The following is an 18,039-nucleotide window of genomic DNA, read 5'->3' on the forward strand; positions in this document are numbered from 1 at the left end:
AGGAACGGCTCTGTTGCCTCACCAAACCAACTCTCATAGACGCCCCAATCCCATCCGTTCCGTGATCTATGCGAAACGAAGCTCGCTCGATGTCAGGTTTGTTTTGGTGACCCCTGTCAAAGTGATCTTGTCGTTGGCATCGAGCGTGATCACGGTGTTGGCACCCGATTGAGTCATGGCGGCCTGCAATGCGGTCCAGTTGGCAAAGTCGAGATGAGAGAGCTGGATGATGTCGCTGGAGGCAAAGCCGCTCAGCGCGTCGGCGCCGGTCACGGTGCCATATTGAACAGTTTCGGATGTGCCTGACAGCGTCAGATTGTCGTTGGAGCCCACATTCGAGTTGCCGGTGACTTTGTCCGTCGAGTTGTTCGCCATGCCCACGGTTTCGGAACTCGCGGTGATCGTATCATTGTTGGCGAGATTGAGGGTGAGCCCTGTCGTCGAGACGGTGTCGGTGGAACTGGCTCCGAAATTTATGACTGAGCCGGCGCCGCCAGTGATGGTGTTGCTGTTGCCGGTAATCGTTGCGGATGATCCGGCGGCGACGCTGATGGTGTCGGAAGACGCAGTCAGGCTGTCGCCACCCACCAGCTTCACGGTGAGGCCGGTGGTGGACACCGTATCCGTCGAATTGGCGCCAAGATTGATCACCGTGCCGCTGCCACCCGTGATCGTGTCGCTGTTGCCGGTAATGGTAACAGTGGCGCTTGCTGCAACGTTGACCGTGTCGCTTGACGCCGTCAGGCTGTCGCCGCCCACCAGCTTCACGGTCAGCCCTGTCGTTGTGACCGTATCGGTCGAATTTGTCCCGAGATTAATGACCGCGCCGCTGCCGCCGGTGATCGTATCGCCACTACCCGTCACCGTGACGGACGCTCCGGCAGCAACGGAAATTGCATCATTTGAAGCCGTCAGCTTGGCTCCATTCGCAAGGGTGATGGTGTTGCCGGCCCCCGTCACCGTCGCTGTGGCGGAGGCAGCAACACCGACCGTTTCTGAGCTCGCCGTGATCACATCGCCATTGGTCAAATTGAGCGTGAGGCCTGTTGTCGACAAAGTGTCGGTCGAACTAGCCCCGAAGTTGATGACCGAACCGCTGCTGACATTGATCGTGTCGCCGCTGCCGGTGAGCGTCACCGTGGCACCGGCCACAATGGAAATCGTATTGCTCGAGGCCGTCAACGTGTCGCCATTGGCGAGGGAGATCTGGTTGCCCGAACCGGTCAGCACATCCGCAGCGCTGGCCGCGAGCGTGATGGAAGCATTCGAAGCGCTGGTGGTGGAGTAAGTCGAGGTGTTTGGATAGTCCCCAAAGCCCGATGGTCCAGCACCAACATAGATGACGTCATTCGTGGAACCCGCATTCAGCGTCAATTGCGAAGGCCCAGCTTGGGTAATCTGGTCATAATTGCCAGTCACCGTGGCGATGCCGTTATAATCGATCAGAACATCGGCATTAGAAGCCGTCACCGTTGCCGTGAAACCCACGACTTCAACCGCATCATTGGAGCCGTTCATCGTCACGCTGCCGCCCTCTCCCTGGACTTGGACGAGATCATCGCTACCATTGATCGTCATCGCCACCGCGTTACCAGACGTCGCGTTCATGTCGACGATGAAATCATGCGAATAGGAATAGGTCCCGGCGGTTCCGACCTGGATCGAGCTTGAGCCAGGACTGATCCAGTTGGGTGAGGTCGCACTGGTACCCGCACCGGCAAAGAGCAGGCTGACATTGGGGTCCGTAGCGGTGCGACTTGTGTTGAAATCGTAGTCCGCCGCATATTGGGCCACCTGCACGGCGGCTTGTGCCCAATCGTCAGAAATGCCTTGCACGCCTTGGGAGTTTTCTTGCGCGATATAATACCCCGTATTGGCCATTTCTTCTGCCGTTGGCAATCGACCGAAAGCATTCTCATAGAATGGAATAGGGCTGTTCATATATCCGGCTATGCCTTGATAGGTTTGCCACAAAGCGAAGTTCGCGTGATATTCTGGTGAGTCAAGGTAGATTTTATAGGCCAGTTGTTCTTCGTTGAAGACGCCGTTGGTGATGTATTCTGATAGGTATTGGGTTTGGGAATCGTCCATCGCATGACCCATCATCACGCGGTACAATTCATTCGCCTGGGCGATATATTGGTTTTCAAGTCCTACCGAGATGGTGATGGTTTTCTGGGCATCGCCCAAGCCATCATTGATCGTCCAGGTGTCCATGCCGTTGGCGTCAACGCTATGGGTTGACCAACCAGTTGCAAATCCGTTGGTGGCAGCAACGCTGCCCGACGTAACACTCCGCGACCATTGATAGCTGCCATAGGCATTGGCAAAGTCGACCGTCGTATCGGCAATGCCGGTCGAGGTGACCAAAGTCGTGATTAGGCCATTGGCGCTACGGGTGTAGGTATTGCTGCCGGTGACGGCCCCACTCGGCCCCGTCGTATTGCTGTAGTACTTGTCAACCGTGGTGGAGGAACCATCCGGATTGACGGTTGCGGTGTCGACCTGTTCGACGACGCCATTTCCATCATTATCCACTTGCTTGACGGTCACCAGGCCATTGGCGCTGACCGTCGTGACGATCTTCTGGCGCAGATTGCTGAAGCTGTTACCAAAGGCGCTTTGAGTCGTGGTGGTCTGGCTCCCATCGGCATTGAGCACGGTGGCGACCGAACCGATAATGTCAGTGGCCAGCATGGAGCCCGGCAGGGTGGACCCGGTTTTGAGGTCCGAGGCTGCCGTGGTCAGTGTCGATTTGGATTCAAGCCCGGTCGTGTCGAAGGCAAAGCCTGCATTCAAGCCCGAGGCCAACACCTCCTGTGCACTCTGGCCGACCGTCAGGCCACGCGCGTCCTGGTCGGTGACGGCGAGCAGTTGCCCGGCATCGGTCGTGGTCGACCAGTTGATGGTCTGTCCGTAAGCGGGCGCCCCGAACGCACCAGTACCGCTCCTGGTCTCGGTTGTCGTGCCATCGGCATTGCGGACATAAACATCCGTCGCGAGATTGTAGGAAGTGGCAAAGCTCGGCGTATAGGTGGCCGGAGGAGAATCTCCTGCCCCCTGATCGGCAGCATCGGCGGTGATGGTCTGGCCGGATGCGTCATACGCATTCTTGGTCGTCGTCGTGGTGGTGCGCCCGTCCCAGCTCACATTGGTGATGGTCTGCGCCAGGATGGTGCTCAACGCGCTCTGGTCGTAATAGGTCTCGGTCTCGGTGGTAGAGCCGTCGAGATTGATGGTCTTCTGGTCTGTATAGAGGGCGCTGGCCGCGGCCTGCTGCTGCAACGATGTGGTGGTAGAAAGACCATTGCCGGAGACCGTGATGGTCTCGGTGTCAGCAGCCGTGCCGTTTACCGTATCGGCGTTGGTCGTGGTTTCAGTACCGGTGGCCGCAATCACCGTGCTGCTGGTCTCCGATTCGGCGGTGCTTGCTGCCATGGCCGAGTTCAACCGACCGCTGAGTGTCAGGGACGCGCTGGACGTGAGACCATTGCCGCTCACAGTCGTGGTGCGGGATGTGGCGAGGGTCGTGCCCGAAACCACCACATCACTGTCGCTGAAGACGGTGGCGGCGCTGCCATCGGTGTTGAGGGTCTTGGTGGTGCTTTGCGTATCAGTGACCACACCTGACCCATTCTTATAGGTTATGGTGCTGGCCAGGCCATTGGCGCTGGTCGCCGTCACGATCGTGCTGAGGAGCACGGCATTGGTACCCCAACTGGTCAAGGTCTCGGTGAGCGAGCCATCGGCATTGGTCTGGTCGACATCGGACTGGTCCAGATGAGTGAGCGTTCCCGTCTCATCGAGGTAGTGGTTGGTGGTCACCGTCAGCCGGTCGGCGCTGGTGGTGGTGACGGACTGGGTCTCGGTTGATCCGTTCTGGGCCTTGGTGGTAACGGTTTCCGTCTTGCTCCCATCGGGATTAACGACTGTCACGTCGGTGACGACCTTGTTGAACACGGCAGCACCGCCGCTCACCGCGCCATTCTGGTCGTAGGACGTCGTGGTTGAAAGACCATTGCCGGACACGGTCGTGACCTTCTCCGAAACCAGGCCAGTAGTGTTATTCAGTGAAGCTGTATCCGTGGCGCTGCCATCGGTATTGACGGTCCTGGCGTCGGTCTTCCAGAAGTCCCATGTCCCATCCCCGTTCACATCGGTATAGAGCGTCGTGGTCAGGCCGTTGCCGCTCACCGCTTGCTTGGTCTGCCTCAGCAGGGCGCCACCCTGCGAGGCGTAAATCTGCACGGTTTCGTCCACCTCGCCGGTAGCCAGCGGGGTCACCGTGTCAGTGGAATACAGTGGCACCGAACCGTTGGACTGCAAGGTCGTCGTGGTCTGCCGGCCGACGCCGGACACCAGCACATTGGCAGTGGTGGTGCTGACATCGCGAACTGTGCCCAAACTCGTTCCGGTGTAGTCCGTGACAGTCTCCGTGGTGCTGCCATTGGCATTGTACTGCAGAGTGTCGGTCGTGGTCTGGTCTGTGGTCCCATCGCCATTGAAGTCATGGCTGACAGTCTTGCTCAGACCATTCGCGGAGACCGTGGTCTTGGTTTGGTCGAGCAGTGACGATCCTGACCCATTGTACTTGCCGATGGTGGTGGTCAGGCTGCCATCTGTCGAATAGGTTTCTGACGTCTTGGCATCAAGATCGTTGATGCCATCGCCATTGACATCCTGGGTGGCGTTATTCGACGTTCCAGTGCCACTCACATATGTATCGGCACGATCGAGCAGCGTGGCATTGGGTGCCGAAGCCGTTTGCTCGGTCCCGATCGAGCCGTCCGTGTTGTAGGTCGCGCTCACAGTTGTCGTGCTGTCCCAGGCATTGCCATGGCCGGTCGCGTCGATATTGGTGGTAGTTGTGAGCCCATTGGCGGAGGTCACCGTCTCGGCCCGGTTGACCAGGCTGCCATTGATGGCAAAGCGACTGGTGAGGTCGGTCACCGTCCCGCTGGAAGCCGTGGTGATGGACTCGGTCTTATCGACATAGGCCGTATTGGTTCCGCTCACCGTATGCACGCCATAGTCGGTGATCGTTTGCGTGCGCCGGTCGGCCGAGGTCACCGTCACCGCCTGATGCAGCAGGCTGCCATTGGCGCTGGTCGTGGTCGCGGTCTCCGTGACCGAGCCATCGGCATTGTTGACCTTCTGGTCCTTGAGCGTGGTATCGACCACCCCATCACCATTGACATCGGTGGCCGTGGTCACCGTCAGGCCATCGGCGCTGCTGGTGATGATGGTCTGATCCAGCAGCGTGCCGCTGCTGGCATAGTTTCCGATGGTCTCCGTGGCGCTGCCATCGGCATTCTTGACCGTGACATCGGTCACCTTAGTATCGATGGCGCCATCGCCATTCACATCCGTCGTCGTGGTCCGGGACAAGCCGTCCGCCGAGCTGGTCACCACGGCTTGGCTGAGCAGTGAGCCATTGGCAGCCAGGCTAGAGATCGTGTCGGTCTTGACCCCGGTCGTCGTATTGATGCTCACCGCCTCGGTGCTCGTGGCGTGGCCAATGCCCATGCTATCGATGGAGATTGTCTTACTGATCTGGTCGGCGCCCAGGTGGGTGGTGATCTGGCTCACAAGGCTGCCATTGAGCGAAGTGATCGCCGCCACCTCGTCGCGGCTGCCATCGGCATTGAGCGTCATGGTGTCGGTGGTGGTACGGTCCGCGCCATGCGTGCCGTTCAGATCCTGGACCGTGGTGGTGGACAAGCCATCGGCGCTCTTGGTGACGGTCTGGCCATCGATATAGGTGCCGTTGCCGCCATAGTTCTGAAGGGTGGAGGTCGAGGTGCCATCGGCGTTGGTTGTAATCACGGTGTCGACCGCGCGATCCGCCGTGCCGCTTCCCATATGATCGGTCGAGACCGTCTGGGTCTTGCCGTCGGCACTTATGGCTGTCCATACCGTGCCCAGGTCCGATCCGTTGTTCGAAGTGGTGGTCACCGTCTCGTTGCGCGAGCCATTGGTGTTGACCACAAGGCTATCTGTAACCATCCGGTCGGTGGTGCTGTTGCCGTCGATGTCGGTAGCCACGGTCTTTGTCAGGCCGTTGGCCGAATAGCTGGTCGTGCTCTTGTTGATCTCGCTGCCATTGGCATTGAGATTGGTGATCGTATCGGTGCGCGAGCTGTCGGCAGCCGTGGCCTGCACCTCCACTTGAGCGAACCAGCCGCCACCGGTTGTATCGCGCGAGATGGTGATGGTTTTGCCATCGGCCGAGGTCACCGTCTGCACCGCGGAGAGCTTGGTGCCGCCGCCATTGTAGTTGGTCCACAGTTCGGTCGTGTTGCCCGATGCATCCACCGTCGTGGCGATCACCTGCTTGCGGTCGATGACCCCGTCGCCATTGTCGTCATAGGTTATGGTTCTGGTCACGCTGCTGCCATTGACCACCGTCGTCTGCACATCCACGAAGGCAACGGAACCGTCGGCATTGGTGCCGGTATTGGTGACCACGGTGGTGGTGACGCCAGCCACCGTGGACGTATTGATGCTGGTGCTGACCGCATAGCCGCTTGCATCAGATGCAAGACTGCTGGCGGCCACCGTGCCCGTCGTGCCGTCGCTCTTCGTGAACGTCGTCTCGCTCGTGATGGCTGAGCCATCCGCATATTGGATATCCGTCGTATCGCCCGTCAGGTTGATCGACACAATCCCTGCTTGCGCCAAGGTCTCCACCGTGGTGGTCCCATCGGCATTGGTGACCATTACCTTGAACTGCGACCACTTGGCGTCCGAGGCATTGAACACGCCGTCGCCATTGCTGTCGAAGACATCCCGCAGCGCCTGCATGTCATCCTTGGCGGTCGGATCCCACTGCGTGAAAATGTACTGGTTCTTGTCGACGATCTTGTTCAGGTTGTTCGGATCGAAGAACAACACCGCCGTTCCCGCCCCAGCCCAGGCCGTTCTGTGCGAAAGCCCAGACCCTGTGGTGTCGAGGAACGTGTTCGACCGGGTCAACTCGGTGATGTTGATGCCCTTGCCCGACACGTCGAGCAGGATCGGGGCGAAATCGTCGCCGCCGTCACCCATGGCCGGGTAGTCGTCGCCGCTCGGCGGATAGTAGTCACCGACATCGCCGCCGCCGTCGCCGGTGTCATCGCTCGAACCGCCACTGCCGCTACCTGAGTTATCCACGCTCGGATAGCTGCCGGTCGAACTCGCATTGTAGCCGCCAGTCGGGTCAGGGTAGTAACCGCTCGGTTCGTAGCTACCCTCGTCGCTTGAAATGGAATCGCCCGCCGGGCTCAGATCGCCCGGGTTATCGAGATTGCTAGGGTCAAACCCCGTGCCGAAGATACTCGAATAATTTGAAAGGGAAGCAGCGCTCGCATAGGGGCTGTTGTCGTCCGGATAGGAAACCCCGCCCAGCATGACACCCGGGGCGGCGTCGTTGAAATAACTCCCGTCGTTGGAGCTGTCCGCGCCGATATTGGGGAATTGAGATGAATTGACAGCACCATTCCCCTGAGTTGCCCAATCGGCAAGCGTCATCTGTTCCTTGGGCGAATCGTATCCTGTCCAGTCTTGTAGTGTGCCTTCTTGCAAACTTTGCACCGCAGTCGCTGTGTAAGCGAATTGCGGATTTAGATAGGTCACGCCGGGCTGCCATGTTTCGGCCGGCAGGCCTGACCCCATGAGGAATGCGCTATTGCCCGGCTGGGCCATGTCGGACAGAAAAGAGGGGTCGCTGGCTGCGGCAGCCGCACCGGGACCGAAGTCACTGTCGATCCATTTTTGTGTTCCCAAGCCGGCGCCGACTTCTCCCACGAAGCCGCCTCCTAAAGGAAAAACCGCCTCTCCGACACCGGCTCCTACAGTTTCTGCACCTACTTGCGTAGCTGTCGCAGAAAGAGCACCAAGGGGAGACATGTTGTCTTCATAATAGTAGTGGATGAATCCGGTAGCCGAGCCCAAAAAACGAAGACCGTCGTCGGTCACTGTTGTCACAGTTTCGAGAGCAGGTCCTACAGATTCACCGTATATCTTGCTGACAGCCTCCAAAGCACTGTTCTGCGCTGACATGGCGTAATCCAACCATTCGCCAGCCGTGCTCAGATGAACGATATCCTCATTAGAGCCATTCGTTTTATTATCCGTATCAGCCATTTCTTGCCCCATTTCTCTTGGCTATAATGAATTTTTGCTGCGCGCGCGCCATTCTGATATTAAAACTTCCGAAAATATATGATATAGAAGCAAGCCCAAAGATCACCAAAACCTTATCTATTCTCAGTATTACATGAAATAATATTGCGGACATCGAAAAAGCTATTCCTATCTGAATTACCGTTGCAATAATATCGGCCCACATACGGTTGCGAGGGAGATAAGCATCCATCCAAGGCCAAACTAATCGGTTCCTATCCCAGAACTGCTCAATCCGGATGGTTTCCCGCGCCGTATCGCCATTTTTACCGGCGTCATCTACAGCATCATTCGAGCTATTCGTGTTAGACACTTCAGCTATTTCTTTCCTCGTTGCTATTTTCCACAATGAGTTTTGCTATTCAAGAAAACGATTAGAGCGTTAAAATTTTCAAAATTTATACGCGCGCCACGATAGGAATCGCCAAATATTACTTTATCTAATTACTGAAGTACATGAACAGCCATTTAAAATATAAAAGTTGGAAGAATCAGCTCCTCGGTCGTAATTCCATCCGACAGCATCCGATTACTCGGAATATTACTTTCCATTCACTCCACCACCAGTCGGTTCTTATCCCAAAATTGATCAATGCGGATGAGTTGCTGCATCGCCATGCTTGCCGGCTCCTACTACAACGTCATTCGGACCGTTCGCACTACGCGCTTCAGCCATTTCGTCGCTCACTCATGCCGGCAAGAACAAATAAGCTCGCGCTTCGCACTCAGTGGTTCCCCGTCTTTGAAGAGTGAGGCTCTGGCCAGGGAGCGACATTGTTTGGTGTGCGTCCTGACACGCTCACGCTACAAGAGGAACCTGACGACAACCTGACGAACTCCGATCGATACGCCCTTTCTACGAACTTAATTTCCGTGGACTGACGCCTATCGGTACCGAATGCGCTTGTCCGCCGCGAGATCTCTACGTTTTCTTGAATCTGAGCCGGAACAGGGCGCCGCCTTCCGGACAATTTTCGGCCTCCACGGCGCCGCCATGCTGGCGCATGATCTCGTCGACGATAGCCAAGCCGAGACCGGAGCCACCCCGGTCGGCCTCAGTAGTAAAAAACGGCTCCAGCAGACGCTGCCGATGGGCTTCGGCAATACCGTCTCCCTTGTCGGCGACGGTGATGCTGGCCGGCTGCTCGACTGCAATGTCAACGCAGGTGCCAGGCGCCGTGTGGCGCAGGCCGTTGCGGATGACATTGGCAAGCGCCTCGCCGATTGCCGACGCGTCTCCTGTCGTCAGGCAAGGTGTTTCGCACGCTTCATAGGAGAGGCTCTTGCCTTCCGCGATGGCCAGAGGAGCCATCGCTGTGACGACATCCTTGGCAACGGTTCTGAGATCCACCTTCTCTTGGGGACGCGGCACCACGGCAAGTCGCGACAGGTTGAGCAACTGTCTGACAAGGTTTTGCATGCGCACGATATCGCCACGCAGGCCGGGATCCGGATGGGGCACCGCGCTTTGCTCGATCCGGGCCGAAAGCAGCGCCAACGGGGTTAGAAGCTGATGCGCCGTATCCGCGGTGAAGCGGCGCTGGCTGGTGATGGCCTGCTGCAGCCGGCCCGCCGCGGCGTTGGCAGCTTCGGCCAGGCCGCGCAGTTCCACTGGCAGATCGGCCTCGGCAATACGCGCGGCAGGATCACCGGGTCCGATCCTGTCGGCCTCTTGCGATAGCCTGCGCACCGGTGCGAAGCCAAAGCGGACGATCGTCAGGCTTGCGGCGAATACGATTAGGCAGAGCGGAATGGCGGCAAGCGCGGTGCCGGACAAGAGCCGCCACTCGACGTCGCGCAGCAGCACGTCCGTCTCGGAAGCATGCTGACCGACGATCAGGAACAGGTCTCCCACGCCCGGCGCGTCGACCGGCCCGGCTAAGAAATAGAAGGCATTGTCGGAGCCATCCTTGGCCTCGGTGTCGGTTTCGCCGCGTGCCACCTGCCGGAGAAACTGAGCGCCGAATTTGTCCTGCAAGGTCTTCGAGCTCGTCGCGAGCAGATCGCCGGCGCCGTCGCGAACGGCATAGAAGAAGGCTGGCGCCTCTCCTTGATAACGCGCCATCCGCTCGGCAGGGAGTTCCTCCGTTGGAATGGCCCCGCTGGCAACGTGCAGGGCCTGCCCGATTTCACGCGCCTGGCGCTGCAGACGCAGCGATCGCGCCGTCTCGTCGATGTTGGACAGCTGATAGCCGATCAAGACGGCGCAGGCGGCGGCGAAAAGTATGAACAGCAGCGAGAGCTGGATGCTCAAGCGAATTCCGATCGAGCCGAACAGACGCTCGCTAAGGCGCAAGGCAATATCCGATGCCGCGAACGGTGTGGATCTGCTGATCCGCTCCAAGATTGCCGAGCGCTGTGCGCAGCCGATAGACGCTGGCCTCGATCGCGTTCGGCGAGGCGCTGTCGTCGAACCCGAACAGCTTGGCGTCCAGGACTTCGCGCGTAACGACCTGACCGGAGCGGCAGATCAGTTGCTCCAGAAGCATGCTTTCCCGCCGGGCGATCATCAGCGGCTTGCCGGCGACCATCGCCGACTGCGTCGTCTTGTCGAGGACGATGTTGCCAGCCGTCGCCTTCGAGACGGTAACCTCGCGAGGGCGGCGCAGCAGCGCCGCCACGCGCGCAACAAGTTCGGCCGCTTCAAACGGCTTGCAAAGATAGTCGTCGGCTCCAAGATTGAGCGTCCCGACGCGGTCGTCGAGGCTTGAACGTGCCGTCAGGAACATCACCGGAATCGCCAGTTTGGTTTTGCGGGCAAAGTCGAGCAACTTTATCCCGTCACCATCTGGCAGTTGCCGGTCGAGCAGCAGGAGATCGTAAGCGACCGCGCCAACAGCGTGGATGCCGCCGGCGATGGTGTCAACGACATCGACCGCGTAGCCCGCTCGCTCCAGAGTATTGCGGATATGTCGCGCCAGGATGCGCTCATCCTCAAGGATCAAAAGCCGCGCCACATTTTCCTCCCATGCCGACGCAAGCTGAATGGGCGGCGTGAGCAAGTCAACGGCTACATCAGATTCGGGCGATACTTGGAGGAAGAGTAGTGTACAAATAACCGTGATGACTGCGCTCACAGGCTGCCAAAACGCAATTTTGAGAATAGGCCTTCTTGCTGGGATTCAGGTGGCTTTTCTCATGAGCAGGCTGGCGCATCCCTTTGATGACCGATGCCCTCATCGGGCCACGACCCGGGCCCAATTGTTGTGTGAGCTATCAACCAGGCTCATCGCGCGCCGAAGCACTCGCTGTTGCACAAATCTGCTATCGAAAACGCCCATGCCTGACCCGAACTGACTCACCCATAGAGAAGTCATCGCTGCAGCGACCTGCCTAACCCATGCTCTCAGCCGCTGGAGCGAGTCGAACTCTCGTGCCTATGAGACGGCAGTTCGTCCCAAGATGACTGTTCATGCGTTGGCCGAAGGCGGGTGGCGAGCGTGGCGAGTTCCGATTGACGGGTGTGTGTTGGTTTTGGCGAATACCGCTTTGAGCCGGGTGCGCGCGGTTTCGCGGTTGACGCCGAGTGCAATTGCCGTCGCATTGATGCCATCGCCCAACGTAGGGCGCGCGGCCTTTGAATTGCGACTGACTTTAGCCCGATGGCGGGACAGGCACAGGGTGGACATTTCAGCCCACATGGAAAATGATCGTGGTGCCATGCACAACACTGCAGTGCTGTGATCTCGACGAGAAGCCTGAGCGTAGAAGCGTATCAACCGACCTCCGGGTCCAGCGAGCGAGGACGCAAATGGACACCCCAGAGAATGGGCAATTGCGTCGCGACGCGGGCGGGCGACCCCGTCGGTCGGCCGACTGGCTTGCCCGCGCCGCCGTGTCGGCGGCATTCCTGCTCGGCATGGCTTTTAGCAGCACTGCGTTTGCGCAGGACCAGCAGCTACCCGTGGTGACGGCGGCCAAGCCGGTGGTCCGTGAAATCATCGAAGACGACGAGTTCGTCGGGCGCTTCGAAGCCGTCGACCAGGTCGCCATCCGTTCGCGCGTCAGCGGCTATCTGGACAAGGTCAGCTTCCAGGACGGCGCACTGGTCAACAAGGGCGACCTGCTCTTCACCATCGACCAGCGTCCGTACCAGGCGGCTTATGATGCCGCCAAATCGCAAGTGGACGTCGCCAAGAGTCTGCTCGAATTCTCCAAGATGCAGCTGGATCGCGCCGACGAACTCGCCAAGACCGGCAATATCTCAACCGCGACGGTCGACGACCGTCGGCGGGAATACCTTTCGGCGCAGGCGCAGATGCAGGGCGCGACGGCTGCGCTGACGACGGCCAGCCTGAACATGGAATTCACCGAGATCAAGGCGCCCTTGTCCGGCCGCATCGACCGCCGGCTGGTGTCGGTCGGCAACCTCGTGCAGCCGGATTCCACCTTGCTGACGACCATCGTCACGCGCGATCCGATCGACTTCTATTTCGACGTCGATGAGCGCCTGTATTTCAGCTACGCCCGCGACGCGAAGGAGCGTGGCGGCAGCATGCAGGAAGGCGCCGGCGGGCTCGAGGTGGTGGTTCGCGTCGCCGACCGCGCCGAGGCGGTATTCAAAGGCAAGCTCGATTTTGCCGAGAACCGGATCGACAACGCGACCGGCACTATGCGGGTGCGTGCGAGGTTTCCCAACGCCGACGGCATTCTCCAGCCAGGCATGTTCGGGCGCATCAACGTGCCGGGGTCGCTGCCGCATAGCGGCGTGCTGGTGCCCGACGAGGCGATCGGCGCCGACCAGGATCGCCGTATCGTGTTCCTGGTGGATGAGGCCGGGATGGTGTCGGCGAAGCCCGTGCGCACAGGCCCGCTTCTCGACGGCTATCGGGTGATCCGCTCGGGCCTGACCGGCAACGAGACGATCATCGTCAACGGGCTGATGCACGCCAGGCCCGGCACCAAGGTGAAGGTCGAGATGGTGACGTTGCCGCCCAAGGCCGAGACCGCCGGGTTGCAGCAATGAGGTTCGCACATTTCTTCGTCGACCGCCCAATCTTCGCATCGGTCGTTTCGATCGTCCTGCTGATCCTCGGCGGGATTGCCTATACCCAGCTACCTGTCGCGCAATATCCCGAGATCGCGCCGCCGACCATCGTCGTTCGCGCGCAGTATCCGGGCGCCGACGCCGAGACGGTCGCAGCGACGGTGGCAACGCCGATCGAACAGGAGATCAACGGCGTCGAGGGCATGCTCTACATGTCGTCCTATTCGTCGGGCGACGGGGCGATGGCGCTGACCATCACCTTCAAGCTGGGCACCGATCTCGACAAGGCGCAGGTGCTTGTGCAGAACCGCGTGTCGGTCGCCGAGCCGCGCCTGCCCGAAGAAGTCCGCCGCCTCGGCATCACCACCACCAAGAGCTCGCCCGACCTGATGATGGTGGTGCACATGCTGTCGCCCGACGATACCTACGACCAGCTCTACGTCTCGAACTACGCCCGCTCGCGGGTGCGCGACATACTGCTCAGGTTAGACGGCGTCGGCGACCTCATCATCTTCGGCGAACGCGAATATTCGCTGCGCATCTGGCTCGATCCGGAAAAACTATCCGCCCTGGGGATGACCTCGGGCGATGTGGTGCAGGCGCTGCGCGACCAGAACGTCCAAGTGTCGGGCGGCTCGATCGGCGCGCCGCCGACCAGCACCGGCACGGCGTTCCAGTACACGGTCACCACGCAAGGCCGCTTCAACGACGCACGCGACTTCCGATACGTCATTGTCAAATCGACCGACGACGGCCGCCTGATCTCGCTGCAGGACGTGGCGCGCATCGAGCTCGGCGCCAAGGATTACGTCACCAACTCCTATCTCAACGGCAAACCGGCGGTGGCGCTCGCCATCTTCCAGCGGCCGGGCACCAATGCGCTCGCCGCAGCCGCGGAGATCCAGGACAAGATGAAGGAGCTTTCCCGCGACTTTCCGAAGGGGCTGAGCTACGACATCGTCTACAATCCGACTGAGTTCGTCGCCGAGTCGATTCAGGAGGTCTACAAGACGATCCTCGAGGCGATGCTGCTGGTCATCATCGTCATCATCGTCTTCCTGCAATCGTGGCGCATGGCGATCGTGCCGATCGTGGCGATCCCCGTGTCGCTGATCGGCACGCTGGCGGTGCTGTACGCCGCCGGCTTCTCGCTCAACATGCTGACGCTGTTTGGCCTCGTTCTGGCGATCGGCATCGTCGTCGACGATGCGATCGTCGTGGTCGAGAACGTCGAGCGCAATATCGCTAGAGGGCTGGCGCCCAATCCGGCGTCGCACCTGACCATGGACGAAGTCGGAACGGCGGTCATCGCGATCTCGCTGGTGCTGATAGCCGTGTTCGTACCGACAGCCTTCATCCCCGGCATTTCTGGGCAGTTCTACCTGCAGTTTGCGATCACCATCGCGGTGTCGACGGCGATCTCGGCATTCAATTCGCTGACGCTTTCGCCGGCGCTGGCCGCACTGCTGTTCAAGCCGCACCACGCCGCGGCGGCGCCGCCGCGCTTTTTCCTGGCGCGGTTCGGACAGGCGCTCGCCGACGGCTTCAATCGCGGCTTCGACAGGGTCGCCCATTGGTATTCGAGCATCGTCCGCGTGCTGGTCGGCTCGCGGATAGCGATCGCCGCCATGCTGGGCGTTTTCGCGGCCCTCATCTGCGCCACGGTCTACATGGTGCAGGCGGTGCCGCGCGGTTTCATTCCGTCGCTCGACCAGGGCTATGCGATCGTCGTCGTCCAGTTGCCGGACGGCGCCTCGCTGTCGAGGACCGATGCGGTCATCCAGCAGGCGTCGCAGATCATCCAGAAAACGCCAGGCGTCGACTACGCAGTCGCCTTCGCCGGCTTCTCCGGCGCGACCTTCACCAACGCCAGCAATGCGGGCGTGATCTTCGCCAGGTTCAAGCCGTTTGACGAGCGACTGAAAGCCGGCCAGTCGGCGACCCAGGTCATCGGCAATCTGTTCGGCAGCCTGCAAAGCATCAAGGAAGCCTTCATTATCGCACTGCCACCGCCACCGATCCGCGGCGTCGGCAATGCGGGCGGCTTCAAGCTGCAGATCCAGGAGCGCAACAGCGCCGACATGCGGCAGATCCTGGCGCTTGCCTACGAAATCGCCGGCAAGGCCAACAAGACGCCGGGGCTGACGGGCGTGTTCACCACGTTTTCCGCGTCGAGCCCGCAATTCTTCCTGGCGATCGATCGCGACAAGGCGCGCATCCTGAACGTGCCGATCCCCAACATCTTCGAGACGCTGTCGATCAATTTGGGCACCGCCTACGTCAACGACTTCAACGCTTTCGGGCGCGTCTACCAAGTGCGGGCGCAGGCCGACCAGGCGTTCCGCCTCGATCGCGCCGACATCTTGAAACTGAAGGTGCGCTCGGCGACCGGCGCGCTGGTTCCGCTCGGCACGTTGATCGAGATCCGCGACGTCACCGGCCCGGCGCTGGTCCAGCACTACAACATGTACGTCTCGGTGCCGCTGCAGGGCAACGCCGCGCCCGGCGTTTCCACGGGCGACGCGCTGGCATTGATGGAAGGGATCACGGCAAAGACGCTGCCGGCCGGTACCTCCTATGAATGGACCGAGCTCGCCTATCAGGAGCACAACACCGGCAATGCCGCTGTCTATATCTTCGGACTGTCGGTGCTGTTCGTGTTCCTGGCGCTGGCGGCGCAATATGAAAGCTGGGTGCTGCCGTTCGCCATTGTGCTGGTGGTGCCGCTCGGCGTGCTCGCGGCGTTGCTCGGCGTGTCTTTCCGAGGGCTGGACAACAACATCCTCGTGCAGATCGGCCTCATCGTGCTGATCGGACTTGCCGCCAAGAACGCGATCCTGATCGTCGAATTCGCGCGGCAGGCGCAGGAACGCGGCCTGTCGGCCGCCGAGGCTGCCGTCGAAGCCTGCCGGCTCAGGCTGCGGCCGATCCTGATGACCGCCTTCTCGTTCATCCTCGGCGTCGTGCCGCTGATGATCGCAACTGGCCCGGGCGCGGAAATGCGCCAGTCGCTCGGCACCGCGGTGTTCTCCGGCATGCTCGGCGTCACCTTCGTCGGCCTGTTCCTGACGCCGGTGTTCTACGTCACGCTCAGGTCGCTGTTTTCACGGCGCAAGCCCCGTGCCGAGGCCGAGCCTTCGGCGCCGGCAGGGGCGCCATCGGAGACGGCCGCCGAGTAGGGTTACGAATTCGCCGCGTCGGGCACGGCTTATCACTCCAGAAAGTCGGCGCGGCAACGGCCACGATCTGCGCGACCTGGGCGTCGAGGTGCGGCGGAGACGCTGCTCGGTCTGATCCAGCCCAACAGCCGCATCCAGTTCAGCGAGACGATGCCGTGCGGCGAGCGATTGCGGCCGGGCCGTCGGACGTGCGGTATGGCGCGGACCCTGCGAGGCGGGCGCCTGGTGTTGGCATCGTTCGGCCTCCGTGAAGCAGGTCGCCGGCGTGAACCACCAATCGACCGATCCGCCGAGCTTAGCGGCCAAGGCCTCGACTAGGCCAAGCCCCCGCCCTGCGGCGCAACTGAATCCGCCGTTGTCCCTCCTCGTAACTCACCCAGTCGCTGGCCTCGGCGATCGACACCGGAGTGGCGCCCATGCCACCGCCAAGGCCGCGACGCGCGGCGTTGCGGATGTCCATGTCAGCGCTAGGTGATCGCGGTCCTGCGCCCGTCGATTCGGAAGCGGTGATGTCGTGACTATCCGCAGTGCCTCTACCGAAGCCGCAAGCGGCGGCGAAGTTCGGATAGCGGCCGGCAAATTTCGAAATTATTTAGCAAAATCAATTAGTTGAGGAAGATACCGATGGTACCGTTGGCTGGGATCGAGCCCTAGTGCAAGATATTGTTTTTATTGATATTTTTCTGCTTCATCGCTCGATTTGTATCACAATAGGTATCACAATATGTAGCACATTCTCGGCGACTTCCCCGACATGCCTTTCGAAGCGCGCCAGCGACCAACATACTGCTTCATTCCATTGCTCCGAACGAGCTTCACCCGGCAAGAAATTGATGGATCCGAATTGCGCGCCATGCGAACTGCCGTTGCGGATGTTCGCAGTCGGGACCATGCATTGGAGAGAACGGTTGGATTGATCAACTCGCCATATCGCGCGCCGACCTTGATTTGGTGGGCCCGGAGGGACGTCGCCTTTTCAACAAAATCAAACAGTTAGCGGGTGGTTCACCCAGCCATATCCTTCGTATGTTCTCGTATTTGGTGGCGAACGCAGTGGAGAGGACTCCGAATGAGGGCTCAGCCCGACTCGTCACGTTGTCGAAATCAAAACAACGCCGACTGCGCAGGATTGCAAATGCGTGGTTGCGGGGACACGCAGCCACCGATACCGACATTCGCTGATCGTCCGATTTGACGATGGTCGGCCGCATCGCGTCGACGCAAGTTGCGAGCCGGACCGGCTTACGCGGGCGGCTGGGTTTCTGCGACCTATGCCCCTGACAACGCCCGCGACGCCGGTGCCTTGTCGACTGGACTGCGCTTCTATTCGCTGTATCGCGGCTTGCACGGCGCCAGCATCCGCCAGTCCGGACATGGCAACGCAGCCGGCGTCGGCCAGAACGGCCGCGGCAATCTGGGCATCATCCATCAGGAAGGCAACGGCCATTCCGCCACCCTGCAGCAGAACGGCGATGACAACGCCTACTGAATTTTCCAGTTCGGAAGGAATACCGACGCCAATGTCGTGCAGAACGGCAATGGCGGTGGCGGCGCCACCTTCAGCTACGGCTGGTAACTGCCGTCACGCGAACGTATCGGCTGACGTGGCGCGAGGCCAGAATGAGCGAGACCCTCAGAGGCTAGCAGTCCCTTGATGGAGCGGCTTGCCGGCCGTCGAGAGGCCAGTAAAGCTCCGAGCCGATGTCAATC

6 protein-coding genes and 1 pseudogene are annotated in these 18,039 nt (G+C 60.2%); 3 read left to right on the forward strand and 4 right to left on the reverse strand.

The genetic code is table 11. From position 1 onward, the window contains the following. Positions 1-66 precede the first annotated feature (66 nt). The 4 genes from CKW40_RS01530 to CKW40_RS01540 form a co-directional block, all read right to left on the reverse strand. Positions 67-8,124 (reverse strand): SPM autocatalytic domain-containing protein, encoded by an 8,058-nt coding sequence (locus CKW40_RS01530; protein WP_143748228.1) that lies wholly within the window; start codon positions 8,122-8,124, stop codon positions 67-69. Then, a complete protein-coding gene (locus CKW40_RS42715; RefSeq protein WP_143748229.1) occupies positions 8,117-8,512 on the reverse strand; it encodes a hypothetical protein in 396 nt (131 codons plus the stop codon). The genes CKW40_RS01530 and CKW40_RS42715 overlap by 8 nt, the downstream gene beginning before the upstream one ends. 573 nt (positions 8,513-9,085) lie before the next feature. Next, a complete protein-coding gene (locus tag CKW40_RS01535; protein WP_143748230.1) occupies positions 9,086-10,417 on the reverse strand; it encodes a sensor histidine kinase in 1,332 nt (443 codons plus the stop codon). Between the two features lie 31 nt (positions 10,418-10,448). Then, complete coding sequence (locus CKW40_RS01540) at positions 10,449-11,240, reverse strand: response regulator (protein WP_095198181.1); 792 nt, start codon at positions 11,238-11,240, stop codon at positions 10,449-10,451. Positions 11,241-12,022: 782 nt separating this feature from the next. Between CKW40_RS01540 and CKW40_RS01545 the strand changes: the two genes are divergently transcribed. From CKW40_RS01545 to CKW40_RS01555, 3 genes and pseudogenes are all read left to right on the forward strand, one after another. Next, positions 12,023-13,129, forward strand: coding sequence for an efflux RND transporter periplasmic adaptor subunit (locus CKW40_RS01545; protein WP_179297809.1), 1,107 nt, complete (start codon positions 12,023-12,025; stop codon positions 13,127-13,129). Further along, the gene (locus CKW40_RS01550; RefSeq protein WP_095198183.1) at positions 13,126-16,329 is read left to right on the forward strand and encodes an efflux RND transporter permease subunit; all 3,204 of its coding nucleotides are present in this window, start codon (positions 13,126-13,128) and stop codon (positions 16,327-16,329) included. The genes CKW40_RS01545 and CKW40_RS01550 overlap by 4 nt, the downstream gene beginning before the upstream one ends. Before the next feature lie 1,225 nt (positions 16,330-17,554). Beyond that, positions 17,555-17,905 (forward strand): annotated as a pseudogene (locus CKW40_RS01555) (curlin). Positions 17,906-18,039: the final 134 nt, after the last annotated feature.

The sequence above is a fragment of the Mesorhizobium carmichaelinearum genome, assembly GCF_900199455.1.
Lineage (GTDB): Bacteria > Pseudomonadota > Alphaproteobacteria > Rhizobiales > Rhizobiaceae > Mesorhizobium > Mesorhizobium carmichaelinearum.